26 protein-coding genes and 1 pseudogene are annotated in these 26,994 nt (G+C 44.4%); all 27 read left to right on the forward strand.

What is annotated here, in order from left to right:
- Window positions 1-22: 22 nt before the first annotated feature.
- The 27 genes and pseudogenes from ACWNM1_RS10535 to truB all read left to right on the forward strand — a co-directional run bounded on the left by ACWNM1_RS10535 (window position 23) and on the right by truB (window position 26,982).
- Window positions 23-484 carry a chemotaxis protein CheW gene (locus tag ACWNM1_RS10535; protein WP_076285425.1) on the forward strand — a complete coding sequence of 154 codons (462 nt, stop codon included), beginning with the start codon at window positions 23-25 and terminating at the stop codon, window positions 482-484.
- 36 nt (window positions 485-520) lie between these two features.
- Entirely contained in the window at window positions 521-1,114 is a 594-nt protein-coding gene (locus tag ACWNM1_RS10540) for a chemotaxis protein CheC (protein WP_371915738.1), read from the forward strand.
- A complete protein-coding gene (locus ACWNM1_RS10545) occupies window positions 1,107-1,604 on the forward strand; it encodes a chemotaxis protein CheD (protein WP_094869621.1) in 498 nt (165 codons plus the stop codon). Before ACWNM1_RS10540 ends, ACWNM1_RS10545 begins: the two co-directional genes overlap by 8 nt.
- A 2-nt stretch (window positions 1,605-1,606) precedes the next feature.
- On the forward strand, window positions 1,607-2,017 hold the full coding sequence (locus ACWNM1_RS10550; RefSeq protein WP_052404338.1) for a hypothetical protein: 411 nt from the start codon (window positions 1,607-1,609) through the stop codon (window positions 2,015-2,017).
- 190 nt (window positions 2,018-2,207) lie between these two features.
- Window positions 2,208-2,996, forward strand: coding sequence for a FliA/WhiG family RNA polymerase sigma factor (locus ACWNM1_RS10555; RefSeq protein WP_042189430.1), 789 nt, complete (start codon window positions 2,208-2,210; stop codon window positions 2,994-2,996).
- Between the two features lie 28 nt (window positions 2,997-3,024).
- On the forward strand, window positions 3,025-4,428 hold the full coding sequence (locus ACWNM1_RS10560; protein WP_449600923.1) for a DUF342 domain-containing protein: 1,404 nt from the start codon (window positions 3,025-3,027) through the stop codon (window positions 4,426-4,428).
- Window positions 4,429-4,573: 145 nt separating this feature from the next.
- Window positions 4,574-4,888 (forward strand): hypothetical protein, encoded by a 315-nt coding sequence (locus ACWNM1_RS10565; protein WP_449600924.1) that lies wholly within the window; start codon window positions 4,574-4,576, stop codon window positions 4,886-4,888.
- A 39-nt stretch (window positions 4,889-4,927) separates the two neighbouring features.
- Window positions 4,928-5,506, forward strand: coding sequence for a hypothetical protein (locus ACWNM1_RS10570; protein WP_449600925.1), 579 nt, complete (start codon window positions 4,928-4,930; stop codon window positions 5,504-5,506).
- Window positions 5,503-6,147, forward strand: coding sequence for an endolytic transglycosylase MltG (locus ACWNM1_RS10575; RefSeq protein ID WP_449600926.1), 645 nt, complete (start codon window positions 5,503-5,505; stop codon window positions 6,145-6,147). The genes ACWNM1_RS10570 and ACWNM1_RS10575 overlap by 4 nt, the downstream gene beginning before the upstream one ends.
- A gap of 161 nt (window positions 6,148-6,308) precedes the next feature.
- Complete coding sequence (gene rpsB / locus ACWNM1_RS10580; RefSeq protein WP_036688493.1) at window positions 6,309-7,010, forward strand: 30S ribosomal protein S2; 702 nt, start codon at window positions 6,309-6,311, stop codon at window positions 7,008-7,010.
- Window positions 7,011-7,142: 132 nt separating this feature from the next.
- Window positions 7,143-7,793 carry a translation elongation factor Ts gene (tsf, locus tag ACWNM1_RS10585; protein WP_042128879.1) on the forward strand — a complete coding sequence of 217 codons (651 nt, stop codon included), beginning with the start codon at window positions 7,143-7,145 and terminating at the stop codon, window positions 7,791-7,793.
- Between the two features lie 105 nt (window positions 7,794-7,898).
- Window positions 7,899-8,627 (forward strand): UMP kinase, encoded by a 729-nt coding sequence (gene pyrH / locus ACWNM1_RS10590; RefSeq protein ID WP_036688491.1) that lies wholly within the window; start codon window positions 7,899-7,901, stop codon window positions 8,625-8,627.
- Window positions 8,627-9,181, forward strand: a complete 555-nt coding sequence (gene frr / locus ACWNM1_RS10595; RefSeq protein ID WP_042189424.1) for a ribosome recycling factor — start codon at window positions 8,627-8,629, stop codon at window positions 9,179-9,181. The genes pyrH and frr overlap by 1 nt, the downstream gene beginning before the upstream one ends.
- Window positions 9,182-9,259: 78 nt before the next feature.
- Window positions 9,260-10,027, forward strand: a complete 768-nt coding sequence (locus ACWNM1_RS10600) for an isoprenyl transferase (RefSeq protein WP_449600927.1) — start codon at window positions 9,260-9,262, stop codon at window positions 10,025-10,027.
- 21 nt (window positions 10,028-10,048) lie between these two features.
- Window positions 10,049-10,852, forward strand: a complete 804-nt coding sequence (locus tag ACWNM1_RS10605; protein WP_449600928.1) for a phosphatidate cytidylyltransferase — start codon at window positions 10,049-10,051, stop codon at window positions 10,850-10,852.
- 20 nt (window positions 10,853-10,872) lie between these two features.
- The gene (locus ACWNM1_RS10610; RefSeq protein WP_449600929.1) at window positions 10,873-12,012 is read left to right on the forward strand and encodes a 1-deoxy-D-xylulose-5-phosphate reductoisomerase; all 1,140 of its coding nucleotides are present in this window, start codon (window positions 10,873-10,875) and stop codon (window positions 12,010-12,012) included.
- Between the two features lie 246 nt (window positions 12,013-12,258).
- Window positions 12,259-13,533: an RIP metalloprotease RseP gene (gene rseP, locus ACWNM1_RS10615; RefSeq protein WP_042189420.1), complete on the forward strand. Its 1,275-nt coding sequence runs from the start codon at window positions 12,259-12,261 to the stop codon at window positions 13,531-13,533.
- 25 nt (window positions 13,534-13,558) lie between these two features.
- The gene (proS, locus tag ACWNM1_RS10620; RefSeq protein ID WP_042189419.1) at window positions 13,559-15,007 is read left to right on the forward strand and encodes a proline--tRNA ligase; all 1,449 of its coding nucleotides are present in this window, start codon (window positions 13,559-13,561) and stop codon (window positions 15,005-15,007) included.
- Window positions 15,008-15,277: 270 nt separating this feature from the next.
- Window positions 15,278-19,606, forward strand: coding sequence for a PolC-type DNA polymerase III (locus tag ACWNM1_RS10625; RefSeq protein ID WP_449600930.1), 4,329 nt, complete (start codon window positions 15,278-15,280; stop codon window positions 19,604-19,606).
- Between the two features lie 199 nt (window positions 19,607-19,805).
- A complete protein-coding gene (rimP, locus tag ACWNM1_RS10630) occupies window positions 19,806-20,273 on the forward strand; it encodes a ribosome maturation factor RimP (protein ID WP_060623087.1) in 468 nt (155 codons plus the stop codon).
- Window positions 20,274-20,299: 26 nt separating this feature from the next.
- Entirely contained in the window at window positions 20,300-21,397 is a 1,098-nt protein-coding gene (nusA, locus tag ACWNM1_RS10635) for a transcription termination factor NusA (protein ID WP_042189417.1), read from the forward strand.
- Window positions 21,398-21,424: 27 nt separating this feature from the next.
- Window positions 21,425-21,733: an RNase P modulator RnpM gene (gene rnpM, locus ACWNM1_RS10640; protein WP_042189416.1), complete on the forward strand. Its 309-nt coding sequence runs from the start codon at window positions 21,425-21,427 to the stop codon at window positions 21,731-21,733.
- Window positions 21,726-22,047, forward strand: a pseudogene (locus ACWNM1_RS10645) (YlxQ family RNA-binding protein); the annotation flags it as partial. The gene rnpM and the pseudogene ACWNM1_RS10645, both read left to right, overlap by 8 nt.
- On the forward strand, window positions 22,042-24,657 hold the full coding sequence (gene infB / locus ACWNM1_RS10650; protein WP_449600953.1) for a translation initiation factor IF-2: 2,616 nt from the start codon (window positions 22,042-22,044) through the stop codon (window positions 24,655-24,657). The pseudogene ACWNM1_RS10645 and the gene infB, both read left to right, overlap by 6 nt.
- An 18-nt stretch (window positions 24,658-24,675) precedes the next feature.
- Complete coding sequence (rbfA, locus tag ACWNM1_RS10655; protein ID WP_042128856.1) at window positions 24,676-25,023, forward strand: 30S ribosome-binding factor RbfA; 348 nt, start codon at window positions 24,676-24,678, stop codon at window positions 25,021-25,023.
- 70 nt (window positions 25,024-25,093) lie between these two features.
- Window positions 25,094-26,071, forward strand: coding sequence for a DHH family phosphoesterase (locus ACWNM1_RS10660; RefSeq protein WP_449600931.1), 978 nt, complete (start codon window positions 25,094-25,096; stop codon window positions 26,069-26,071).
- Window positions 26,068-26,982, forward strand: a complete 915-nt coding sequence (truB, locus tag ACWNM1_RS10665) for a tRNA pseudouridine(55) synthase TruB (protein WP_449600932.1) — start codon at window positions 26,068-26,070, stop codon at window positions 26,980-26,982. Before ACWNM1_RS10660 ends, truB begins: the two co-directional genes overlap by 4 nt.
- Window positions 26,983-26,994 lie beyond the last annotated feature (12 nt).

Here is a 26,994-nt window from a genome sequence, read left to right on the forward strand (position 1 = left end):
ATAGAACAGGGAGGTTCGTTCCATGGCTGAAGATATTAAAGTGATAGTGTTCAAATTAGGTTCAGAGGAATACGGTATCGAAGTTGAGAAGGTACAAACCATTGAGCGCATGATGCCAATAACTCGTGTGCCTAAAACGTATTCGTTTATCAAGGGTGTAATTAATTTACGTGGTGTTGTTATCCCTGTGATTGACCTTCGAGGCCGCTTTGGGATCGAAGAGGCGGAGCAAACAGATCAGTCACGTGTAATTATCGTATCTGTTAATGAAATGGAAGTAGGTTTCATTGTAGATTCAGCAAATGATGTAATAGATTTGAACAGGGATTCTATCGATACACCTCCAGATGTTGTTGGCGGCATCAAAGCGAAGTATTTAGATGGGGTGGCCAAGATAGGTGAAGAGCGCTTGCTGATTATGCTTAATCTGTCAGAAGTGCTTAACAAAGGCGAAATCGTTCAATTAGAAAGCCTAGAGGGCTAACCTGTGGAATTATTTAAGCACTATAAGGATTTTAAAATGGATGTGCTTAAGGAAGTCGGGAATATTGGAGCTGGGAATGCAGCCACCGCATTATCACAGCTCTTGAATAAGCCGATTGATATGGCTGTTCCCAAGGTACAGCTTCTCAACTTTGAAGAGATTACGGACAAAGTTGGTGGAGCTGAAGAACTAGTATATGCAGTTTTCTTACGTGTGGAGGGAGAAGCTCCGGGCAACCTGTTTTTCATACTTTCCCCGGAAGCCGCTTTGAACTTACTCAGTCGCATTGCAGGCATCGAGATTTTGAGTGACCAAGAACTTGGAGAAATGGAACTTTCCGCGCTGAGTGAAATTGGAAATATATTAGCAGGATCGTACCTATCTTCACTTGCAGACTTTACCTCACTTTCTATGTATCCAACAGTTCCTGCACTTGCCATGGATATGGCTGGAGCCATCTTAAGCTATGGTTTGCTGCAATTTGGGCAAATGGGTGACGATGCATTGTTGATCGATACTACCTTTTTTGAGGGGAAAAACGAAATTGAAGGGCAATTTTTCCTTATTCCCGATCCGGAATCATTCCCGAAAATCTTCAAATCGCTAGGAGTTCCGTTTGAAAATGATTGAAGAACAAAGCATCATTAAAGTAGGGATGGCAGATCTTAACGTTGGAAGCCAGGATAGTTTGATTCGTACAACGGGTCTTGGCTCCTGCGTGGGATTGACATTGTTTGACCCTGGAAAAAAACTCGCGGGAATGGCGCATGTGATGCTCCCTACTTCTGAGATTGCTAGGGAAGGGCAATTAAACATCGCTAAGTTTGCAGATACTGCAGTGCCGGAGCTCTTATCCCGTTTGCTGGAGCTTGGTGCGGTTCGGAGTCGGATCGTAGCCAAGATGGCAGGAGGATCACAAATGTTTGCCTTTGCCGGGGGGAGCGACACCATGAGGATCGGGCCTCGTAATGTTGAATCTTGTAAACTTGCTCTTGAGCATTTGAAAATTCCGTTAATTGCGGAAGACACGGGCGGTAATTATGGCCGTACGATAGAAATTGCCTGTAACACTGGTGTATTGTTCATCCGCAGTGTGCAAAAAGGCGCTAAGGAAATATAAATATGAAGATGATAGGAAACATTTTTATAAACTTGCTGTTTGGTTTGATAGGTTTTGTATTCACTTTTTTTGTAACCTACAGTAATAATGTTCTCGGTACTAGTTTATTACGAAGCCTATTAGGATTTATCATCTGGTTTCTGCTTGCTTTCCTCCTAAGATGGGTATTGGGTTTTATCGTGTATCAATCATCACCTCCGGATGAACAGGATGTTGAGGGAGAAGAACTTGGTGCAAAGCTAGACATCAGTACCCCTAATGAGGATGAAGAGTTAATTAATCTACTCAAACCGAAGCCAGGACAAGGGAGTGGGAACAGTGAGGGGTTCAAGCCGCTCACACCCCCAAAACTAGTCTCTATGAAAGATCCTGAAGAATTGGCCAAGGCCGTTCGTCACCTGAAAGAAGAATAAGCGAGCGCTGTGGCGGAATCGGTTATCTTAAATATAAGAAAGTATAAGTTTCACTAAATACTTTATTTCTTATATTTTTCGAAGGAACGATGGGCGTCCCAGAGAGGACGCCGAAGGCGTTTCTTCTTATGACTAGGCAGGTTTCGCCGCGACAAGCTCTCTGACTAAACTTTGGGAAGGGTGAAAGCTATTGAACGAGCGTAAAGCTTCTCAATTGGAAACTGATGAGCTATGGGAACAGTGGAAAGAACACAGTGACCCTGAAGCCAAAAAGAAGCTGATAGAGAGTTACCTCCATATTGTTGATTATGTATCCAGCCGTTTGGCTGTGGGATTGCCCAAAAATGTATCTAAAGATGATTTAGCCAGCAATGGAGTCATGGGATTAATTGATGCGATTGAAAAATTCGACTACAAACGGGGATTGCAGTTTCAGACCTATGCTTCCTGGCGCGTACGTGGTGCGATTTTAGATTCCTTACGCCAAAGTGATTGGGTCCCTAGATCTGTGCGAGAAAAAGCTAAAAAAATCGAGGACGCTTATCAGCAGTTGGAACAGAAGTATTTGAGATCCGTTAGTGATGAGGAAATGAGTCTATACCTGAATATTAGTGTAACTGAATTTCAAAATATGTTGCAGGATGTGGCTGTAATGTCACTATGTTCACTGGAAGACCCGATTCGTGAAGAGGAATCAGAGACCCGAATGTCCATACTGGTGGACGATAAAGCTAAGAATCCGGATAGCAAGGTAAATGAGTTCTACTTACGCGAAGCCCTCACCAAAGGTATTGAGAAATTAACGGTGAAAGAACGGACCGTTGTGTCCCTTTTATATTATGAAGATTTATCATTGAGCGAAATCGCAGAGGTCATGTCACTATCTCCTTCACGGATTTCGCAGCTTCATTCCAAGGCTATTTTGCGGCTGAGGGGAACGCTTGAGAAGAATCGCGATCTACTTATGCAGAACGATTAACCGTTAGTGGTGACAAGGGGGAGCAAAATTGATCGGTCAAAATGCTTTGGATCAGTACTTAAGTATTACTTTTTCGGATGACAAAGGGATCGCGTATTTGCAGTTCTCCAAAAAGGATGAGAATTTTTCCTGCTCTCCTTCAGAATTGGAAAGCTTCCTGCACAGTCACAATATTCGCTACGGGGTCCAGCGTGATATTGTTGGACGTATTTGTAGTCATCCGGAGGAGTTTTTTTGGAGTAAAGTCGCTATTGCTACAGGTGAACCTGCAGTAAATGGAGTCGACGGAAGTATTATGCTTACTGTTGATCTGGAAGAGGATCGCAAGCCGCTTGAAAAAGCGGATGGTAAGGTGGATTATAAGGATTTAGTTCGGCTTCGTAACGTCCTCAAAGGAAAGCTGATAGCTAGAATTATCCCTGCTCAGCCTGGTAAGCATGGTAAGACTGTAACTGGTGATGAGCTTGCTTTCAGAGCTGGAAGGGAAGCTCATTTTAAAGTGGGTAAGAACGTACTCGTTGATAACAATGGAACCTCGATGTATGCCGCAATTGACGGTCTTGTTACTTTAACCGATAGCGGTAAAATCAATGTATTTCCTGTCTATGAAGTGAATGGTGATGTGGACTACAGTACTGGGAACATTGATTTTGTAGGTACCGTTGTTATTCGAGGAAACGTACTTTCAGGATTTTCTGTAAAGTCCGCTGGTGATATTCGTGTAGTTGGTGGAGTTGAAGGAGCGGAATTAATCTCTGGGGGATCTATCGAAATTACAGGTGGAATTATCGGCTATAACAAAGGACATGTAACTGCTGGGAAAAATGTTAAGGTCTCATTCATTCAAGATGGTAATGTAACAGCTGGTGAAGATGTCATTGTATCCCAGAGCATTATGCATTCCAATATACGTGCAGGCAGAGACGTTCTTTGTAACGGGGCTAAGGGATTGATAGTTGGCGGAACTGTACAGTCTGGGGAAAGAGTCGTAGCACGTACCATAGGCAATACCATGTCCACAGCGACTTCTATTGAGGTAGGAGTAGTACCTGAGCTCAGAAATGAGATTAACGAGCTACGTCAATCACTGCGTCAATTACTTGAAAATGAGGACAAAACCTCTAAAGCATTGTATCTATTAAATCAATTGGCAACTAATGGTCAACTCCCTGCAGATAAAGTGGCACTTCGCGTTAAATTGAATGCTACCAAACAGTCTCATCAACGTGAGGAAAAAAGAATTAAAGAACGTGTACTAGAGATTGAAAGAATGCTAGAAGATACAGGCAGAGCTAGAGTTGAAGTGATCAAAACGATCTATGGCGGATCCAAAATTATGATCGGCAGATATACACGATTTGTAAAGGACCCCACAGAACGAGTTGTGTTTGTTTATAGTGAAGGTGATATATCCTTAACGCCATACAATTAATCGGGCGGGCAGCAATAGCGGCCGGCCATTCTTGAAATATAAGAAAGTATAAGTTTCACGTTATACATTATCCTTATATTTTTACGAGAAACAGTTATCGTCTTCAAAAGACGACAACATCGTTTCTTCTTATGAGAAGAGGGTTATGATGAGCCTAAAACCAGTGGAACTGCAAATTGCACTACCTCGGACTACGGAAGCGGGTAAGGTTCAGAATGAATCTCAGCAGCGCCCCGCTATTGATCAGCATCAACTAGCCGGACAAAATGTGAAACAAAGTCAGGAAATGACCATGCGAAGCGCTGAAGTGGATGAATCTTCTGAATCTGCTTTACGCGATGGCGGAGATAAAGGCAATCATCATTCCGGAGGGAATTCTTCCTCGGAGAAACGTTCGAAGTCAGGCACTCGTGATGCGGAACATCCTTACAAAGGACAGCGCATTGATCTGAGTCTTTAATAGGTAATTATATTTGATATGTAAAAGGAGATAAGGCACTTGCAACCATGGGTGTATATTGTGCTAGTAGGTGTCGCCGCTATTCTTTATGCCCTTTTACTTCCAGCGCGTATGAAGGAAGGAAAAGCAGGGCAGCAAAGCCTCAAAGAAACGGAGGCTGCGCTTGAGCTATATATGGCTGACATAGAGCGCGAGAATGAAGAGCTAGCACAGTTGGTCAGCAGTATTAAACAGCAATCACAAACTAATCATGTAGCAATGCAAGGGCAGATTAGTGATTTGCAGCATCAATTGACAGAATTACAGCAAAGCTCTTTATTACTAGAGGGCCGAGTAACTAACGAAGAAAAGCGGTTAAGAGAGTTGGAAGTTTCGGTTGAGAAGGGTTCGTATGCTAAGGTTGCGGCGATCGGAGACCCGTCTGCCGGAGCTGAATTGAGTTCAATACAACCAGAAGTGAAAGCGAAACCCATTAGTTCTATTAAATTGCGGTATCCACGATTATTTGAACTACATGAGCAGGGGAAATCGATAGACTCCATTGCCAAGACGGCTGGACTTCAGCGGGGAGAAGTGCAACTGATTCTGCAACTCGCCAAACAGGAGGAATCGGTATGATGAAGAACCGTTCTTTTTTGTTCGGTCTTGGCACAGGGCTAATTGCAGGCGCCCTATTACTTCAGTTAATGATATCCGGTGGAGCGGCTCCACTCACCAAGGAACAGGTAATACAAGGTGCTGAGAAATTGAACTTGAAGGTTATCGACGAATCTACTGAACCTCCTTCTGACGAGTCCGCTTTGGAGGACGCTGTTCAAGGTGAGAAGACAGAAGGCGGTAATGAGGGAAGTACGGAGAACGTGGAACCTTCTAAGCCTACAGTAGCGGCTTCTCCCGCTCCTGTAGTGTCTCCTACAGTATCTGATAACCCCAATAAGGTTGTCCCTCCTAAAGAGCCCTCAACGCCTAAAGAAGGCACTATTGAGAAGCCAGAGGTCACTACTGCACCATCTGCTGTTGCACCTGATAAGCCTAAAGCCACTGCGGATGCAGGGGTTGTTGTTCGTATACCTTCAGGTAGCACACTGACAAAAACAGCAGATATTTTGGAGAAGGCTGAAGTCATTAAGGACAAGGCTAGTTTTCTTAAAGCCGCCAATCAACGTCAGATCAATACGAAGATTCAATCGGGTTCTTACACCTTTAATAAAGACGAGAGTCTAGATTCTATACTAGAAAAATTAATAAGTTTTCAATGATCGTTGCATACACTAATAAAATATGGTATAGTAATTGACGGTGTTAAAACACACGCCGGTTGATTTCGACAAGGGGTGCTTTCTTCTGAAGAAAGTCTTGCTGAAAGATGACGCACGGCGGAGGAGACACACAATAAACCAAACTTAGGAGGTGTGTGAAGATGGCAGTAATCTCCATGAAACAGCTTCTAGAAGCTGGGGTACACTTCGGTCACCAGACTCGTCGTTGGAACCCAAAGATGGATCGTTATATCTTCACTGAAAGAAACGGAATTTACATTATTGACTTGCAAAAAACAGTCAAGAAGGTAGAAGAAGCTTACAACTTTGTAAAAAGCGTCGCTGGTGACAACGGCACAATCCTATTCGTAGGAACAAAGAAACAAGCACAAGATTCCGTAAAAGAAGAAGCAGAACGTTCCGGTATGTTCTTCATTAACCAACGTTGGTTGGGCGGAACTCTTACTAACTTCCAAACTATCCAAAAACGTATTGATCGTTTGAAGAAATTGGAATCTTGGGAAGAAGACGGCACTTTCGAAGTTCTACCTAAGAAAGAAGTTATCCTTCTTCGCAAAGAGAAAGATCGTCTTGAAAAATTCTTGGGCGGTATCAAGAACATGAAAGGTCTACCAAGCGCGTTGTTCATCATTGACCCGCGTAAAGAGCGTATTGCAGTTGCAGAAGCTCGCAAATTGGGTATTCCAATCGTAGCTATCGTTGATACTAACTGTGATCCGGACGAAATCGACTACGTAATTCCAGGTAACGACGACGCTATCCGCGCCGTGAAATTGTTGACTGGTAAAATGGCAGACGCTGTTGTTGAAGCTCACCAAGGCGAAGACACAACTACTGCTTAAGTAGCGACTAACACATACAAGAACTTAAATGAAAAGGGTGGTTGGCAGGTGGATAACCTCTCACTGCCCTTTTTTTAGGATAAAGGCCTTGAATAATGTAAGAAAACGACAATTACCTGGAGGGAATAAACAATGGCAGTTGATGCAAAAGCAGTAAAAGAACTTCGTGAAAGAACAGGCGCTGGTATGCTTGATTGTAAAAAAGCGCTTGAAGAAGCTAATAACGATATCACTAAAGCGGCTGAATTGCTTCGTGAAAAAGGTCTGTCCGCAGCAGCAAACAAAGCAGGACGTATTGCTACTGAAGGCGTTGTAGAATCTTACATCCACGCTGGCGGCCGTATTGGTGTACTTGTAGAGATCAACTGCGAAACTGACTTTGTAGGTAAAACAGATTCCTTCAAGGAATTTGCTCGCGATATCGCTATGCAAATCGCTGCAGCAAACCCACGTTATGTTCGTCGTGAAGAAGTTCCGCAAGAAGATGTAGAAAAAGAAAAAGAAATCCTGAAAGCTCAAGCTTTGAACGAAGGTAAGCCTGAGAAAATCATTGAAAAAATGGTTGAAGGACGTATTGGTAAATATTACGAAGAATATTGCTTGCTTGAGCAAACCTTCGTTAAAGACCCAGACAAAACGATCTCCCAATTGCTGAATGAAAAAATCAGCACAATCGGAGAAAATATCTCGATCCGTCGTTTTGCTCGTTTTGAACTAGGCGAAGGTTTGGAAAAGAAAGTGGATAACTTTGTTGAAGAAGTTATGGCACAAGTAAATAATTAATATCAGCTTCATCATACATGTGAAGAATTGAATAAAGGCAAGCATCAGAAGAGCGGAACACGTACACGTAGTGTTCCGTCTTTTGCAGAAAGTGAGGGTATACATTTGGAACAGCCGGTATTTAAGAGAGTAGTCCTTAAGGTAAGTGGAGAGTCTTTGGCAGGACAAAACGGATATGGTATTGATGCCGACATGATTATTTCCATCGCTGAACAGATCAAGGAAGTTGTAGAACTTGGCGTTCAGGTTGCGATTGTTTGTGGTGGAGGTAACATTTGGCGCGGGATCGCTGGTAGTGCAAGTGGCATAGATCGCGCTACTGCAGATTATATGGGCATGCTGGCAACAGTAATGAATTCACTTGCTCTGCAGGATGCATTAGAGCAAATCGATGTGCCAACAAGAGTGCAGACTTCGATCTCGATGCAGCAAATTGCTGAACCGTACATTCGTCGTCGTGCGATTCGTCACTTAGAGAAGGGCCGTGTTGTTATTTTTGCAGCAGGCACAGGTAACCCTTTCTTCTCTACAGATACTACTGCAGCACTTAGAGCAGCAGAAATCGAAGCAGAAGTTATTCTGATGGCGAAGAACAAGGTTGATGGTGTATATTCAGCAGATCCGTTTAAAGACAGCACAGCCGAGAAATTTGAACAGCTCACTTACATGGATGTTCTGAACAAAAACCTTGGTGTTATGGATTCCACAGCTTCATCTCTATGCATGGATAATAATATACCGCTCATTGTATTTGCCATTACTGAACAAGGCAATATCAAACGTGTCGTTCTCGGTGAGAAGATCGGAACGATTGTTAAAGGGAGTGTAGATTAATGCCACAATCGGTCAAAAAAAATGCCGAAGAGCGTATGGAAAAAGCGATTTCATCGCTGAAACGTGACTTGGCAACATTGCGTGCAGGACGTGCAACAACATCACTGCTAGATCGCATTCAAGTTGAATATTATGGTTCTCCTACTCCAATCAATCAGCTGGCGAACATCAGTACTCCGGATTCCCGGACACTGTTAATCCAGCCTTGGGACAAAACATCGATGTCTGACATTGAACGGGCGATCATGAAATCGGATATCGGTTTGACGCCTGCTAATGACGGCACAATCATTCGTCTTTCTATCCCTCCGCTGACTGAAGAACGTCGGACGGACTTGGTGAAATTGACGAAGAAATTTGGTGAAGAAGCGAAAGTAGCGATCCGCAACATTCGCCGTGATGCCAACGATGATATTAAGAAGATGGAGAAAAACGGTATCTCGGAAGATGAGTCCCGTGGCCATCAGGAAGACATTCAAAAGACAACGGATAAGTTCATAGCCGAGGTCGATAAAGTACTTGTATCCAAAGAAAAAGAGATTATGGAAGTATAAAGATATTCTAGAGACTTAAGGCCCCTCCGTTAATGGTGGGGTTTGTCTCTTTCTGATAAGAGCTTGGAGGAAACGGAAATGATCAAACGGGTTCAAGCGTGGCTGAGCCGTAAAGACAGGCAACAGCCAGTCGAGATTTCACCGGATAACATTCCCCGGCATGTGGCTGTTATTATGGACGGCAATGGGCGTTGGGCTAAGCGTCGCGGGTTGCCGCGCGTTGTGGGTCATCAGAATGGCATGAAGGCTGTTAAACGTGCTACAATCGCTGCAGACGAACTGGGTGTTGAGTTTTTGACGATGTATGCGTTCTCGACAGAAAATTGGAAACGACCAAAGGAAGAAGTCGATTATCTGATGCGCTTGCCAGTGGAGTTTCTAGCCATTGAGCTTGATGAACTGATTGAGAAGAATGTCCAAGTATGTATGATGGGGGATACTGATGCATTACCTTCATATACACGCAAGGCTATGGAAGAAGCGGTTTCCCGAACACAGGGCAATACTGGACTTATATTGAATTTTGCTCTTAATTATGGGGGACGTAAAGAAATTGAGGACTGCATGCGCAGCATTGGTAAAGACATCCAATCAGGGGCTTTGTCACCGGAAGATATTACGACTGATCTAATCGATAGCCGAATGTTATCTGGTGGGTTACCAGATCCGGATTTGCTTATACGTACAAGCGGAGAAATGCGACTTAGCAATTTCATGCTATGGCAGCTTGCTTATAGTGAGCTGTGGTTTACTGATGTGTATTGGCCTGAATTTGATAAGGAGCATTTGCATCAGGCAGTTGCTGAATATCAACGCCGTACACGCCGTTATGGTGGACTGAAGTAGCTTGATAGGAGATGGAAACCTTTGAAGCAGCGATTGATTACCGGAATTGTTGCCGGAGCACTATTTTTAGGCTTATGCGTGTTGGGGAACTGGCCATACCAGTTGTTACTTACTGCCATGGCTTTTATCGGGTTTTATGAATTTGTGAAAATGATAGGGATACCTGCGCTTTCCGGTTCTACCGTTCTTGGTTATGCAGCCATTCTAAGTTTTATGATCCCTTGGAATTTGCTTGGGATCTCTGCACCCTTATCGTGGGAACAAGGAATTTGGATTCTGCTGCTGTTGTTCCTTTTAGTTACAGTTTTTACTAAAAATAAATTAGATATTCGAGTAACGGCCTTGCTGTTTACTGGTATAGTATACATTGGAATGGGTTTTTCTTATATGGCCATGGCTCGTGCATCGGATGACGGACATGGTTTGTTCTGGACTTTTTTACTCCTTTTCTGCATTTGGGGTAGTGATGCCGGTGCTTACTTTGTTGGAAGAAGCATGGGGAAGAACAAACTTTGGCCTGCCATCAGTCCCAACAAAACGGTGGAAGGTGCAGTAGGTGGGGTACTGATCTCGATGCTAATCGCGATCGTGTTTGCAATATTTGCTCCTGAACAACTAGCGATAGGACGAGCGCTCCTTATAGGGCTTTCTTGTGCGGTCTTGGGTCAGCTTGGTGATCTTGTGCAATCTGCCTATAAACGTGCGTATGGTATCAAAGATTCAGGCACACTTCTGCCAGGTCACGGTGGTATTCTTGATCGATGTGACAGCTGGATTATCGTCTTTCCATTCGTACATATCCTAACGCTCATGCCTTACTATTAACGGAAGGAGAGGGTATAACTATGAAAAAAATAAGTGTTCTTGGTTCCACAGGTTCGATCGGCACTCAGACTCTAGATGTCATCGCTATGCACCCAGACTCTTTTCAAGTAGATGGCTTGGCAGCTGGAACGAATACAGCGTTATTGCTGGAACAAGTTCGTCGGTTTAATCCTCGTCGTGTTTCTGTTGCAACAAAGGAGTTGGCAGATGAGATTAGATCCAGTCTGCCTTCTGGCATACAGCTATACAGCGGGAATGAAGGTCTTGTTGAGGTGGCAGCTGGTGGAGATGCCGAAATGGTCGTAACGGCTGTTATGGGTAGTGTAGGCCTCCAATCCACGTTAGCTGCGATCGAAGCAGGCAAACATATTGGATTAGCTAATAAAGAGACTTTGGTAACGGCAGGACACCTCGTCACTGATCTAGCTAATCGTAAGGGTGTTAAGTTGTTACCTATTGATAGCGAGCATTCAGCTATCTTTCAGTGCTTAAATGGTGAGAACCTTGCTGATATAGCTTGTATCACTTTAACAGCTTCTGGTGGATCCTTCCGGGATTTCACTCGTGATCAACTCAAAAATGTAACGGTAGAGGATGCACTTCGTCATCCAAATTGGAGCATGGGCGCGAAAATCACGATTGATTCTGCTACAATGGTGAATAAAGGGCTTGAGGTGATAGAAGCGCATTGGCTATTTGGTCTACCTTATGAACAAGTAAATGTACTTTTGCATCCAGAGAGTATCATTCACTCTTATGTGGAGTTCCGCGATAGCAGCATTATTGCTCAGCTTGGTAATCCCGATATGCGTGTCCCGATTCAATATGCGCTCACGTATCCCGAACGCTGGGCATCGCCAGCACAGCGTTTGTCGTTAGCTGAAGTTGGACGTTTGACTTTCCGGGAAATGGACTATGAACGATTCCCTGCGCTTAAGCTAGCCATGGATTGTGGAAAAGCTGGAGGGACAGCTACTACTGCTTTTAATGCTGCAAATGAAGTTGCTGTTGCTCGTTTCTTGAGTCATGAGATCCCGTTCCTGCGCATTGAGGAGATCATCGGGGAAGTGCTGCATCGTCATATTAACGAGGACAATCCGAATTTGGAACAAATTGAATCCTGTGATAAGCGTGTTCGTGAGCTGGCAGCAACGCTGTAGAAGGTAGAAAGATCTCTTTTAAAAATATAAGAAAGTATAAGTTTCACTATATACATTATCCTTATATTTCTCGCGTAAATGCGTACCGTCTCCTTAAGGGACGCCGATGGCGTTATTGCTTGACTGGAAATACTTACTTTGCCCTAAAAATAGGTTGGGACAGTTGATTCTCTTGTGCCTGATCGGAGAATAATGATAAATTAAGAGGACATACTTCGGTCTTACACCTAAAGGGGGATGATACGTTTGGAAATGGTTCAAGTCGTTTTATTAACGGTGCTCATGTTTTTTGTCCTGGTGACTGTACATGAATGGGGTCACTATTATTTTGCCAAACGCGCCGGTATTCTCGTGAGGGAATTTGCTATCGGTTTCGGTCCGAAACTGTTTTCTTATAAACGGAATGAGACACAGTTCACTTTGCGTTTACTGCCTTTTGGCGGTTATGCTCGGATGGCTGGTGAAGATCCAGAAATTATTGAAATTGGCTCAGGGCAGACCATTGCAGTAAGACTCGGTCAGGATAACAAAGTAAAAAATATTTATCTGGACGCATTGGATACACGTAAAAATGTAATCCGTGGTGAGGCTTTGCATACTGATCTTGAAAATGATCTGCAAATCCGCTTGGATGTCGATGGCGAAGTTACTACTTATGATGTTCATCCTCAAGCGATGATGATTAAAGGAACGCAACAGACTCAAATTGCCCCTAAAGATCGCCAATTCGGTAGTAAAACCGTGGGTCAGCGTGCATTGGCTATTGTTGCGGGTCCTGTGATGAACTTCCTGTTAGCCTTTGTTCTGTTTGCCATCCATTTGCAAATGGTTGGAATTCCGGTGGAGAATCCTACTTATGTTAAGATCGGTGATGTCTCTGAAGGAATGCCTGCACAAGAGGCGGGATTGCAGAAGGGTGACATTATTGTCTCCATCAACGGTGAGAAGATTGGTGCCGATTACCAAAAAATGATTGACTTAACCTCGGAGTCCAAAGGGAAAGAAATGAAATGGATGCTGCAACGTGGTGATGAGACCCTTAATGTGACTCTCGTTCCTCGTAGCATGGAGGGACAAGAAGGCGGTAAAATTGGGATTACACCTGAGCTTCCTACCCGCAAAGCAGGGGTTGGAGAGACGTTGACAGGTTCAGGTAAAGCTATGGTCGATACGACGGAAGCTATCTTTCTGGGCTTTAAGCAATTGATCAATAAATTCAATATGGATGATATTGGAGGTCCGGTTCGTACCTTTGAAGTAACCGGTCAAATTGCCCAACAAGGCATTCAGTATCTTACCTATTGGGCTGCTATCCTAAGCTTGTATCTGGGGATTTTCAACCTATTGCCGATTCCAGCACTCGATGGAAGCCGTCTGGCGTTCCTAGGTGTGGAGGCATTACGCGGTAAACCTGTAGATCCGAGTCGTGAAGGTATGGTTCACTTTGTCGGATTTGCACTGTTATTTTTATTAATGATTGCTGTTACGTATAATGATATTTTACGTTTGATCAGCGGCTAATTTTCTTCGGGAGGCATTCCATTACATGGCAAAAGATAAGCAATTCGTTACGGAAATCACGCCGCAAAGCGAGGATTTCTCACGCTGGTATATTGATGTTATAAAAAAAGGAGACTTGATGGACTACTCTCCTGTTCGTGGCTGTATCGTATTTAAGCCAGAGGGCTATGAAATATGGGAGCATATTCAGGAGGAAATGAACCGTCGCCTCAAGGAAACTGGGCATCGTAATGCTTATTTTCCAGTGTTTATTCCAGAGAGTTTCTTTCAAAAGGAAAAGGATCATATTGAAGGCTTTAATCCCGAACTGCCATGGGTAACTGAGGCTGGTGGAGACGTGCTTGAAGAACGTCTGGCGGTCCGTCCTACTTCTGAGACCATGTTCGGGCATATGTATTCCAAATGGATTCAGTCCTATCGTGACCTTCCTGTACTTATCAATCAATGGGCGAACGTGGTTCGTTGGGAGAAGCGTACTTTACCATTTATCCGCACTACTGAGTTTCTTTGGCAAGAAGGGCATACCGCACATGAGAATGAAGCCGAAGCTCGTGAAGAAACCATGAAGATGTTGGATAACTACCGTGATTTTGCCGAGACATTCCTTGCCATTCCGGTGATCACTGGACAAAAGACACCTTCCGAGCGTTTTGCTGGTGCAGTAGATACGTATTCTATTGAAGCGATGATGAAAGATGGACGTGCTGTTCAGGCTGCTACCTCACATTACTTGGGTACCAAGTTTGCAACAGCATTTGAGATCCAGTATTTGAGCCGCGACAATAATTTAGAATATGTGCATACCACTTCATGGGGATCCACTACACGCTTGATTGGTTCGCTGATTATGGTACATGGTGATGACCGTGGTCTTGTTCTGCCACCTAAGGTAGCGCCAACTCAAGTGATTATGATTCCGATCGGACCTCCTAAAACTCGCGAAGCCGTGATTGGACGGACAGACGAGCTGTTCAAGGAGCTGAAGAACGCAGGTGTTCGTGTACGTGTGGATGATCGTTCGGATGTAACGCCAGGTTGGAAGTTCAATGAATATGAAATGCGCGGTATACCTGTGCGCTTGGAGCTTGGACCACGCGATATGGAGAATGGCGTTTGCGTTATCGTATCCCGTGTCACAGGTGAGAAGAAGGTAATTCAGCAGGAGAACCTTGTTGAAGAGGTACAAGCAATGCTCGAGCAGGTTCATAATGAAATGTTCGAACGTGCCCTGAAATTCCGCGAGGACCATTTCTATTCTGTAGATTCCTTGGAAGAAATGAAAGCTTCAATGGAAGAAAAACGCGGCTTTGCACTAGCTGGCTGGTGTGGTTCCGAAGAATGCGAGTCCAAAGTTAAGGAAGAGACAGGTGCGGGTAGCCGAAACATTCCTTTCGATCCGGCGGAGAAGAAACAAGTCTGCATTTGCTGTGGCAAACCGGCTGAGCATACTGTGGTTTTTGCAAAGGCATATTAATCTTTTGGTACCGATCAACAGTCTTGTAGTATTTTAATCTAGCTTCTGGAGAGAGGAGTCAGCGGGCCGAAAAAACCCAATGCTTTTTGAATCCAGAAGCTTTTTAAAATATAAGAATTTATATGCTTACGTAATAAATTATCCTTATATTTTTGCGAGAAACAGTTATCGTCTTGAAAAGACGACAACGTCGTTTCTTCTTATCATATTGTACTTTCACTGAATATCATTGATTGTGTTTTACGGAGTTATCAAAGGTGGGAGGAAAGCATGGAACAAAACCAGGAGAGAAGAAAAAGATTCGAGCTCTTGATGAAGCAAGGTGAAATTCCACCTGCAATTATGGATCCCTACTTTTTAGATGGATATATAGAGCGTGTAGAGATCAGCCGTGGTAACCGAGACTGGCAAATTGTGATTGCGAAAGAAAGTCTTGTTCCAGCTCAGGTATACCGGACATTTTGCCTCAGAATGCGCGAGAAGCTACAGCATATAGCCAAAGTAAACTTTTTATTCGTATATGATCAAAAAGTTAGTAGAGCAGAGCTAGTCCAAGAATATTGGGGATTGTTTCTGGAGTGGGTGACTCGCGAGATCCCTTCGGTTAATGGCTGGCTGACACGTTCTACCCAAGAGCTTAAAGATGACACTTTAATGCTGACGATGAGTGACTCCACTTCTATGGAGCTGGCTCGTAAAAAAGGCATCGATGGGGCAATTATTAAATTTTATGATAAGTATTTCGGTCTCTCCATAAAAGTTAAAGTGCTAATGGCAGAGAACGAAAATAATAATGTTGAAGCATACGAAGAATTTCAGCAAAAGCTTCAGCAAGAACAACGCGAGATCGTTGAGCAGATGATGACTGCTGTAGAAACAGAAGCTCCTGCTGATGATAGCGATCCTAATGAAGTAATTAAGCTTCAAGTGGGGTATGAAATTAAGGAACAGGCCGTGCCGATTCTTGAAATTCAAGATGAAGAGAAGAAAATTACAATTCAGGGTACCATTTTTGGTCTGGATCGTAAGGAACTTCGCAATGGCAGTACCTTGTTCACCTTCAGTTTGACTGATTTCACGGATTCTCTACAAATGAAGATGTTCGCGAAGACTAAAGATGATCTGAAGGTTATGAGTCAGCTAGCAAACGGTAAATGGGTAAGAGCACGCGGAAAAGTTGAATATGACCGTTTTATGCAGATTCCTGAGCTAGTGATGATCCCTTCGGATTTAACGGAAGTTAAGGCACCGCCTGCGCGTAAAGATACGGCTCCTAAGAAACGGGTGGAATTCCACCTTCACACTACGATGAGTACGATGGATGCGGTCACTCCGATCACTACCTATGTCAAAACAGCTGCCCAGTGGGGGCATCCTGCGATTGCTATTTCTGATCATGGCGGAGTTCAGGCTTTTCCTGATGCGAACCATGCAGCTCATAAGCATAAGATAAAAATGATTTATGGCGTGGAAGCCAATGTTGTGAATGACTCTGTAAATATTGTCGAGAATGCTCAGCCTTTGGACTTGAAGACAGCTACCTATGTAGTGTTTGATATAGAGACCACTGGATTATCGATTACCCGCAATAATATTACGGAGCTGGCGGCCATTAAAATGTGCGAAGGCAAAGAAGTAGAGCGTTATTCTACTTTTGTTAATCCGCATGAGAAGATCCCTTATCATATTCAGCAATTGACCAATATTACGGATGAAATGGTTAAGGATGCTCCTGATCTTGAACCAGTGCTGCGTAAGTTTGTTGAATTTGTGGGTGACAGTATCCTTGTTGCTCATAACGCCCGATTTGATATGGGTTTTATTCAGGCCTCGTTACGTAAAATAGGTGAACCTGTGCTTCCAAATCCATCTCTTGATACGCTTGAGCTCGCTCGGTTACTATATCCAAGCATGAAGAATCACAGGCTGAACACATTAGCCGATAAATATAAAGTTCTTCTGGAAAGCCATCACCGTGCGATTGATGATACCATAGCACTCGGCGGTATATTAACAGGATTGCTCGCAGATGCTGAAAAGATGAAGGGCATGACCCGCCTTGATCGACTAAACGATTATGTGGGTAATGATCTTTCGAACACAAGACCGTTCCACTGTAATATTTATGCACTTAATCAAGTAGGCAAAAAAAATCTCTATAAGCTCATTTCCATGTCACATACGGAATATTTCAAACGTGTACCTTGTATTCCAAAATCCAAGCTGGAAGAGCATAGAGATGGACTGCTTGTGATTTCCGGTTGTGAACGTGGAGAGTTTTTTGAAGCAGTACTCAATAAAACGACTGAGGAAGCCATGGAGGTTGCTCATTTTTATGATGTGCTGGAGATTCAGCCTTTGACCATGTACATGCACTTGGTGGACAAGGGCTTTGTAGCAGGCCCTGATGAGCTTCGCGATGTAGTCCGCAAGGTTTGCGAAATAGGGGAACAGTTGAATAAACCTGTTATCGCAACAGGGAATGTGCATTATCTTGAACCCCGGGACAAGCTGTATCGTGATATTACGATTAATGGGATCACAGGCTTTAGTCCGCTTAAAGACCAACGCAAACCGGATGCACACTTCCGCACAACGGATGAAATGCTGTCTGAATTCGATTTTCTCGGTGCTGAAAAATCGAAGGAAGTCGTGGTTACGAATACCGTTGAGCTGGCAGAACGTTTTGAAGAGCTGGAGCTATTTCCAGATAAGCTATTTACACCAATTCTTGAAGGGGCGGACGAAGAAATTCGCGAGACCTGTTATAACACTGCCAAATCCATTTATGGCGAAGAACTACCTGAAGTAGTGATTGCCCGTTTGGAGAAAGAGCTTGCACCGATTATTAAATTCGGGTTCTCTGCCAACTATTTGATTTCTGAACGTCTCGTTAAAAAATCAAATCGAGATGGATATCTCGTAGGCTCGCGGGGTTCTGTAGGCTCTTCTGTAGTAGCTACATTTCTTGGGATTTCAGAAGTTAATCCTTTGCCTGCGCATTATATTTGCCTAAACCCTGAGTGTCGCCATAGTGAATGGTTCCTGGACGGTAGTGTGCGGAGCGGATTCGATTTACCAGATAAAGTCTGCCCGGATTGCGGTCAGAAGCTCAAAGGCGAAGGCCAGGATATTCCGTTCGAGACCTTCCTTGGATTTAAAGGGGATAAAGTTCCCGATATCGACTTGAACTTCTCAGGGGAATATCAGCCGAATGCACATAACTTTACCAAAGAAATGTTTGGTGAGAAAAATGTATTCCGTGCCGGAACGATTGGTACCGTGGCTGAGAAGACAGCCTTCGGATTTGCAAAAAAATACGAAGAACTTCACCAGAAACGTTGGCGTGGAGCTGAAGTTGGCCGTCTGGCGGCCGGCTGTACAGGCGTTAAACGTAGTACGGGACAGCATCCGGGTGGTATAGTCGTTGTTCCAGACTATATGGAGGTAGAAGATATTACGCCAGTGCAATTCCCGGCGGATGATGTCAATGCCGAATGGAAGACCACACACTTTGATTATCACGCTTTTGACGCGAATTTGCTGAAGCTTGATATTCTGGGTCATGATGATCCGACGATGATGCGGATGCTCCAGGATTTGACAGGTGTTGATCCAACTTCTATCCCGATGAATGATCCGAAAGTAATGAGCATGTTTAACTCTACAGATGCACTTGGAGTGAGACCTGACGAAATCAGATCGCCGGTTGCGACTTATGGTGTGCCCGAAATGGGTACCAAGTTCGTACGTCAAATGCTTATTGAGTCGAAACCATCCAGCTTTGCTGACTTACTGCAAATATCAGGTTTGTCTCATGGTACTGGAGTTTGGCTTGGTAACGCGCAAGAGCTTATAAAGAATAACACTTGTAACATTAAGACCGTTATCGGTTGTCGGGATGACATCATGCTCTTCTTAATTTATAAAGCGGGAATGGATGCGAGCTTGGCCTTTAAAATCACCGAGAGTGTTCGTAAAGGTAAAGGTTTATCTGACGAATGGATCGAGGAAATGAAAAAGTGCAAGGTTCCACAATGGTATATTGATTCTTGTCTGAAGATTCAATACATGTTCCCGAAGGCGCATGCTGCTGCATACGTAATTTCTGCAGTACGTACCGCCTACTTCAAGCTGTATCATCCTATTGAATATTATGCGACTTATTTCTCTGTACGTGCAGCAGATTTTGATATTGAATTGTGCTGTAAGGGATATGAAGCGATCAACCGTCAGATCGTAGAAATTGAGCAAAAAGGATTTCAAGCTTTGCCTAAGGAAAAGGCGATGTTGCCTGTCCTTGAGATGGCTTTGGAGATGACGGCACGTGGGTTTACATTCAAAAACATTGATCTTTACCGTTCGGAAGCGAATAAGTTTATTGTTGATGACAAGAGTTTGATTCCTCCGTTTTCCGCATTAGCGGGAATTGGTGAGAATGCTGCTATCAACATTGCTGCTGCGAAAGATGCCGGGGAGTTCCTTTCTATTGAGGATTTCCAGCAAAAATCCAAGGCGAGTAAGACAGTTATTGAGCTGCTAACCAATATGGGCTGCTTCCGCGGCTTACCGGAGAGCAATCAACTTTCCCTATTTTAAAGGCTTTAACAACACTTATTTCATGGCTGGAAAAGAGAGTTCCAAAGGGGGAGTCAAGGGCTAGCACTTGTCAGTCCAGACTCACTATGGTATAATTTCTTTGGTAATAATGAGATAAGTCCGTTGTGTAAAGAGTGGGGAAACCCACTCTTTATCTTTGGTATATAGCAAAAGACAAGTTCGTGGAGGTAATTTTCTTTTGAGCACACCCAAATCTAAAATTAAACAAACGGTAGAGCAGATGCTCGGGCCCTATCTCGACGACAATGGTTTCGAACTGGTGGACGTTGAATACGTGAAGGAAGGCTCCAATTGGTTTCTGCGTATATTCGTAGATAAAGAAGGCGGCATTGATATTGATGACTGCGGAAGCATTAGCGAATATTTCAGTCAGCAGTTGGATGAGAATGATCCTATCCCTGAGGCATATTTCCTTGAGGTTTCCTCACCGGGAGCAGAGCGTCCTCTCAAAAAAGCTGCGGATGTAGCTAAAGCGGTAGGTAAGGACGTGTATGTGACTGTTTATGAGCCGATTCAAGGACTCAAAGAATTTGAAGGTCGTTTGCTCTCGTTCGAGAACGAGGAACTGCTCATCTCCGCGGGCAAAAAAGAACATTTAGTACCGTATGCCAAAGTCGCAAGCGCGAGATTGGCCATTATTTTTTAACGTCTTGAAAGGGGGGCCGGAAATTCATGAGTATGGAGTTTATTGAAGCAATGAATGAGCTGGAAAGGGAGAGAGGCATCAGTAAAGATGTGCTGTTCGAAGCGATCGAAGCGGCGCTGATCTCTAGTTATAAACGTAATTTCAATGCAGCACAGAACGTGCGTGTTGACATGAACCGCAACACAGGTGTCATTAAAGTGTTTGCCCGCAAGCTAATTGTTGAAGAGGTCCTGGATACAAGGACTGAAATCTCATTGCCGGCAGCCAGAGAAATTAACCCGCATTTCCAGCTTGAAGACATTGCTGAGCTTGAAGTAACACCACGTGATTTCGGGCGTATTGCTGCACAGACTGCAAAGCAGGTTGTAACACAACGGATTCGCGAAGCAGAGCGTGGACTCATCTATAATGCCTTTATTGACAAAGAAGATGATATTGTAACAGGACTTGTACAACGTCAAGATATGCGGAACATTTACATTGATCTTGGTAAAATCGAAGCGGTCTTGCCGCTTAGTGAATTGATGCCAGGTGAGAAGTTTAAACAAAGCGAGCGTATCAAGGCTTATATCACTAAAGTTGAGAACACGACTAAAGGACCGCAAATTATGCTGTCCCGCAGTCATCCCGGATTGCTGAAGCGTCTGTTCGAACTAGAAGTTCCGGAAATTTTTGATGGTGTAGTTGAAATTCGTTCCGTAGCTCGTGAAGCTGGCTTCCGTTCGAAGATTGCTGTGTATTCCCGCAATCCGGAAGTGGATCCAGTTGGTTCTTGCGTAGGCCCAAGAGGAACACGCGTTCAAACCATCGTTACTGAGCTTCGTGGCGAGAAGATCGATATCGTCCGTTACTCTGATCTGGTGCAGGAGTATGTCGCTAATGCACTCAGCCCTTCTAAAGTGCTTGAAGTTCAAGTCTTTGAAGCAGAGAAAATGGCACGGGTGATCGTTCCTGATTATCAATTATCACTGGCTATCGGTATTAAAGGGCAAAATGCACGTCTTGCCGCTAAGCTTACCGGCTGGAAAATTGATATTAAGAGTGAAAGTCAAGCGGAGCAGGAATACGGTAGACCGAGAACTTCTATTGATGAAATGCATCAGGATTCCGTCTCCATTGATTAATTAACCTGCTTGACGGGAGGCGTATGTATGAAACAAAGAAAGGTGCCGCTGCGCAAATGCGTTGCTACCCAGGAGATGATGCCGAAAAAAGAGCTGATTCGAGTGGTTAGAACGCCCGAGGGCGAAGTACTGATTGATCTGACAGGTAAGAAGTCAGGCCGCGGTGCTTACATATGCGGCAAGCTTGAATGCTTTAAGCTGGCACAGAAGAATAAAGCACTTGACCGCGCTTTGAAATGTCAAGTGAGTCCTGAAATCTATGACCAGCTTGCCCGGGAGTTTACTTCCGTGGAAGAGCAGTTTCTAGCAGCAAAGGATAGTGAGGATAATGAGTAAGGCGCTTTCTTATTTAGGGCTTGCCATGAGAGCAGGCAAGATAGTCACCGGCGATGAGGCTGTACTCAAAGCTGTACGGTCTTCAGAGGCGAAGCTGGTCGTTCTGGCAGGTGACGCTTCAGATAATACCCAAAAAAAGTTCCGTGATAAATGCGGAACCTACGATATTCCACTAGTAATCGCATTTCACCGAGACAGCCTCGGTGCAAGTATTGGTAAAGACCAGCGTGTAGTACTGGCCATTACGGATAAAGGATTCGCGGAAATGATCTCCAAGCAACTCGGAGATACTGTCGGAGGTGGATTTATTGACTAAAGAAGAGAACAAAGATAAATTGCGCGTGTACGAATACGCCAAGTCACTAAACATGAGCAGTAAAGAAATTATTACAATTCTGAAGCGTTTGAATGTCCCTGTGAATAATCATATGAGTGTCATGGAGAACGGTTCCGTGAACAAAGTAGAGCAATTCTTCAAGGATATCAAGTCGAACGCTGCAGCCAAACGGGATACCAGCTCCAGCAGCCGTCCGGTGACAACCGGTGCGGTAACTGCCGAACCCCAAAGTGCTCAGAATGCCAACAAAAATCAACAGGAAAAGCAGGTAGGTATGAACAGTAACCAAAACAACAACCAATCGACGACGTCCCCAAGGCCCCAAAGCGGACAAGATTCCCGCAGAACAACAACAGGTTCAACGCAGAATGCACGTCCGCAACAAAGCGGAGCTCCACGTACTAACAGTACTAGCGGAAGCCGTCCGCAAGGAAGTAGCACAGGCGGCAATCGTCCACAAGGTAACACTACTAGCGGAAGCCGTCCACAAGGAAGTAATACTGGCAGCCGTCCACAAGGTAGCAGTACCGGTGGTAGCCGTCCGCAAGGTAGTAATACCGGTGGTAGCCGTCCACAAGGAAGCAATACTGGCAGCCGTCCGCAAGGACAAAGCAGTGCACCTCGCACTGACAGCCGCCCACAAGGTCAATCTGGCACTGGCGGTGGCTTCACACGCGGTGACGACAGAGGTCCTAAGAAGAACACCACTGGTGGTAGACCAAATACGAACAATAGACGGTTTGATGATGGCAAAGGCGGTAACTACCGCGGTCGTGGTGGTAAGAATGGCCGCGGCAAGAATCAGCCAATGGTTCACCGTGAGAAGATCGATAACACACCTAAGAAGATTATCGTTCGTGGTAGCATGACTGTTGGTGAAACAGCAAAATTGCTTCACAAAGACGCTTCTGAAGTAATTAAGAAGCTGATCTCTATGGGTGTTATGGCAACCATCAACCAAGAGCTGGATATCGACACCATCCTGCTACTTGCTGCTGAATTCGGCGTAGAAGTAGAAGTGAAGATTCCTGTTGATGAGGATAGCTTTGAAACTGTGGAAGAGAATGATGCTGAAGAAGAACTTCAGTCACGTCCTCCAGTAGTTACGATCATGGGTCACGTTGACCACGGTAAAACTACTTTGCTGGATGCCATTCGTTCGACGAGTGTATCTCTAGGCGAAGCAGGCGGAATCACACAGCATATCGGTGCTTATCAAGTTGAAATCAACCAGAAGAAAATAACGTTCCTAGATACACCTGGTCACGAAGCATTTACTGCTATGCGTGCTCGTGGTGCACAGGTAACAGATATGACTATTATCGTAGTTGCTGCTGATGACGGTGTTATGCCTCAGACCGTTGAAGCTATTGCACATGCTAAGGCTGCTGGACTTCCGATTATTGTCGCTGTTAATAAAATCGACAAGCCGGGTGCAGATCCTGACAAAGTGAAGCAAGAGCTTACAAGCTATGAACTCGTTCCTGAAGAGTGGGGCGGAGATACCATCTTCGTTAACCTTTCTGCAAAACAACGTATTAACTTGGAAGAACTGCTGGAAATGATTCTGCTCGTTGCTGAAGTAAATGAGTACAAAGCGAACCCTGACAAACGGGCACGTGGTACGGTTATAGAAGCTGAGCTTGATAAGAATCGTGGACCAGTTGCACGTGTTCTGGTACAGAACGGTACATTGAAAGTCGGCGATGCTTTCGTAGCAGGTAACTGCTTCGGACGTGTACGTGCGATGGTTAATGATAAAGGACGTAAGATCAAGGAAGCTGGACCTTCCACTCCAGTAGAAATTACTGGTTTGACTGAGGTACCACAAGCTGGCGATCCGTTTATGGCTTTCGAAGACGAGCGTAAAGCCCGTGCGATTGCTGATAGACGTTCCACATCCCAACGTCAATCTGAGCTGAATACGAACACCCGTGTAACATTGGATGATTTGTTCCAGCACATTAAAGACGGCGAGATCAAAGACCTTAACGTTATCATTAAAGCTGACGTACAAGGTTCGGTCGAGGCACTTAAAGGTTCCCTGGCTAAGATCGAAGTGGAAGGCGTCCGCGTGAAGATCATTCACAGTGGTGCTGGTGCCATTACGGAATCCGATATTACACTTGCAGCAGCATCTAATGCTATTGTTATTGGCTTTAACGTTCGTCCTGACGCTCAAACCAAGGCAGCTGCTGAACAAGAAAAAGTAGATGTTCGTCTCCATAACATCATCTACAATGTAATTGAGGAAATCGAAAGTGCAATGAAGGGTATGCTTGATCCTATCTATAAAGAGAACGTTATCGGTCACGCTGAAGTACGTAGCGTCTTCAAAATCAGTAAAGTGGGTACCATTGCAGGTTGTATGGTTATTGATGGTAAAATTACCCGTAATGCTGAAATGCGCTTGATCCGTAGCGGAATCGTTGTATTTACAGGTAAAGTTGATACCTTGAAACGCTTTAAAGATGATGCCAAAGAAGTGGCGCAAGGTTATGAATGCGGCATAACTTTGGAACGCTATAATGACGTCCAAGAGGGCGACATTATCGAAGCGTTTCTTATGGAAACTGTAGAGCGCTAAGCGAAGAGGTGAATATAGATGTCTAAAATTAGAGCAGGACGAGTGGGCGAGCAGATCAAGAAAGAGCTTAGTCAACTTATCCAAAGCGGACTGAAAGATCCTCGAATCGGTTTTGTAACTGTAACTGGCGTAGACGTGACTAACGATCTGTCGCAAGCGAAAGTATACCTAAGCGTGTTCGGGGATGAAGAGCAGAAGTCAGGCTCCCTTAAAGCGATTGAAAAAGCTAATGGTTTTCTTCGCTCGGAGCTTGGCAAGGCGATACGCCTTCGGCATACACCGGAACTGATCTTCAAGATCGATGAATCTGTCGCTTATGGCAGTCACATTGAGAAACTTCTTGGAGAGCTTCATAAGAACGATTAGAAATAGGTACTAAAAGGAGTTCAAAATAGCTCAAGGCTATTTTGAACAACCTTTATAAAGGAGACGGCGAATGCAGAGCTATGAACAAAGTCTCCAGCAGACCCGTGAGTTTCTGCTGGAACACGACGATTACCTTGTAGTGTCGCATGTTCAGCCGGACGGAGATGCAGTCAGCTCCACCCTAGCGGTGGGCTGGCTTCTCTCATGTCTGGGCAAAAAATACACTATGCTGAATGAAGGACCGATACCGAAGCGGATGGAATATTTATGGCATTCGGATGAAATCATCAATATGGCCTCTAGTGAGCCGCCCCGTCAATACAGCAATGTGATCTGTGTGGATTGTGCTGATTTTCAGCGAGTAGGACTGACTCATCGCTATTTTGCGAAGGATGCTCTAATCCTGAACATTGACCATCATCCCACTAACAACGGTTATGGACTTGTGAACTTAATCAAACCGGATGCTGCTGCGACTGCGGAAATTTTGTTCGATCTGCTGAAGACGTTCGAGATTCAATGGGACATTGATATCGCCACAGCTTTATACACAGGTCTTTTGACAGATACTGGTGGATTTCGATATACCAATACATCACCAAAAGTAATGGCAGCCGTATCTGAACTGCTTTCTTATGGCGTTAACGGTCCTGAACTGGCTGAGACATTACTTGAAGAAATGACATTGCCGCAGATTAAAATTTTAAATAAAGCGTTAAATACTCTTCAATTATCACCCGAAGGGGATATTGCCTGGCTCTATGTTACACCGGAGGATATGATTGAATGTGCTGCTGCTAATGAAGATTTAGAAGGTCTCGTGAACTACCCTCGCAATATTCGAGGTGTGGAAGTAGGGATTCTGTTCAAAGTCATTCATGAACATGCGGTTAAAGTTAGTTTGCGTTCTGCGGGTAAGGTCGACGTGGCTGATCTAGCGCAAACGTTTGGAGGTGGCGGTCATACCCGTGCTGCAGGTGCGCGTATAGAAGCTACACTCGAAACGGCAATATCGCAGGTGCTTGAGGAGGTAAGACGTCATTTATGAGTGAATTAGAAGGTGTACTGGCGGTTTACAAGCCAGCCGGGTTCACTTCACATGATGTTGTGGCCAAGGCACGTCGTATTCTCGGCATGAAACGGATCGGACATACGGGAACGCTAGATCCACAGGTAACAGGTGTGCTGCCACTTTGTCTTGGCCGTGCTACTCGTGTCGTGGAGTATATTCAGGAGTTGCCCAAAGAATATGTGGCAACACTGAGACTAGGGATGTCCAGTGATACTGAGGACTTAACTGGAACTATTATAGAAACTGTAGATGAGGTGCATGTAACTGAAGAAGAGATTCTATCAGTGCTTGCTTCATTTAAAGGGGTTATTTCTCAGGTTCCACCGATGTATTCTGCGGTAAAAGTTGACGGCAAACGTCTTTATGAGTTAGCAAGAGAAGGTAAAACCGTTGAACGTAAAAGCCGTGAAGTAGAGATTTATGAAATTGAAATGACGGATATGACTTGGGAAGGCAATCATCCCGATATCACATTCCGGGTGCTTTGCTCTAAGGGGACGTACATTCGTACGCTCTGTGTCGATATCGGACGAGCACTTGGACTGCCAGGTGTGATGGTGAAACTAGAGAGAACGATGTCGGCAGGGATTTCTGCCAGTCATTGTCTTACGCTAGAGGATATTGCGACTCACAAGGAAGCCGGAACATTGGAAGATCATCTAATCGCTGCAGACGAAGCCATTTCTCATTTGCCAAAGCACACTGTAATGGATGAGAAGAAAAAGGCAGCTTTGCAGGGGCAGCGTTTGTCCTCACGATTTATCGCTCCAGAGGTGAAGACAAACAGTCAATTTCGGCTATACGATCTTCAAGGTGGATTTCTTGGCATTTATGAATTGGAAGATACAGGTGCAATTGCTCCAGTGAAGGTATTTGCACAAGCTTAAATCAATTTTACC

It is taken from the genome of Paenibacillus sp. Marseille-Q9583, from assembly GCF_976954365.1.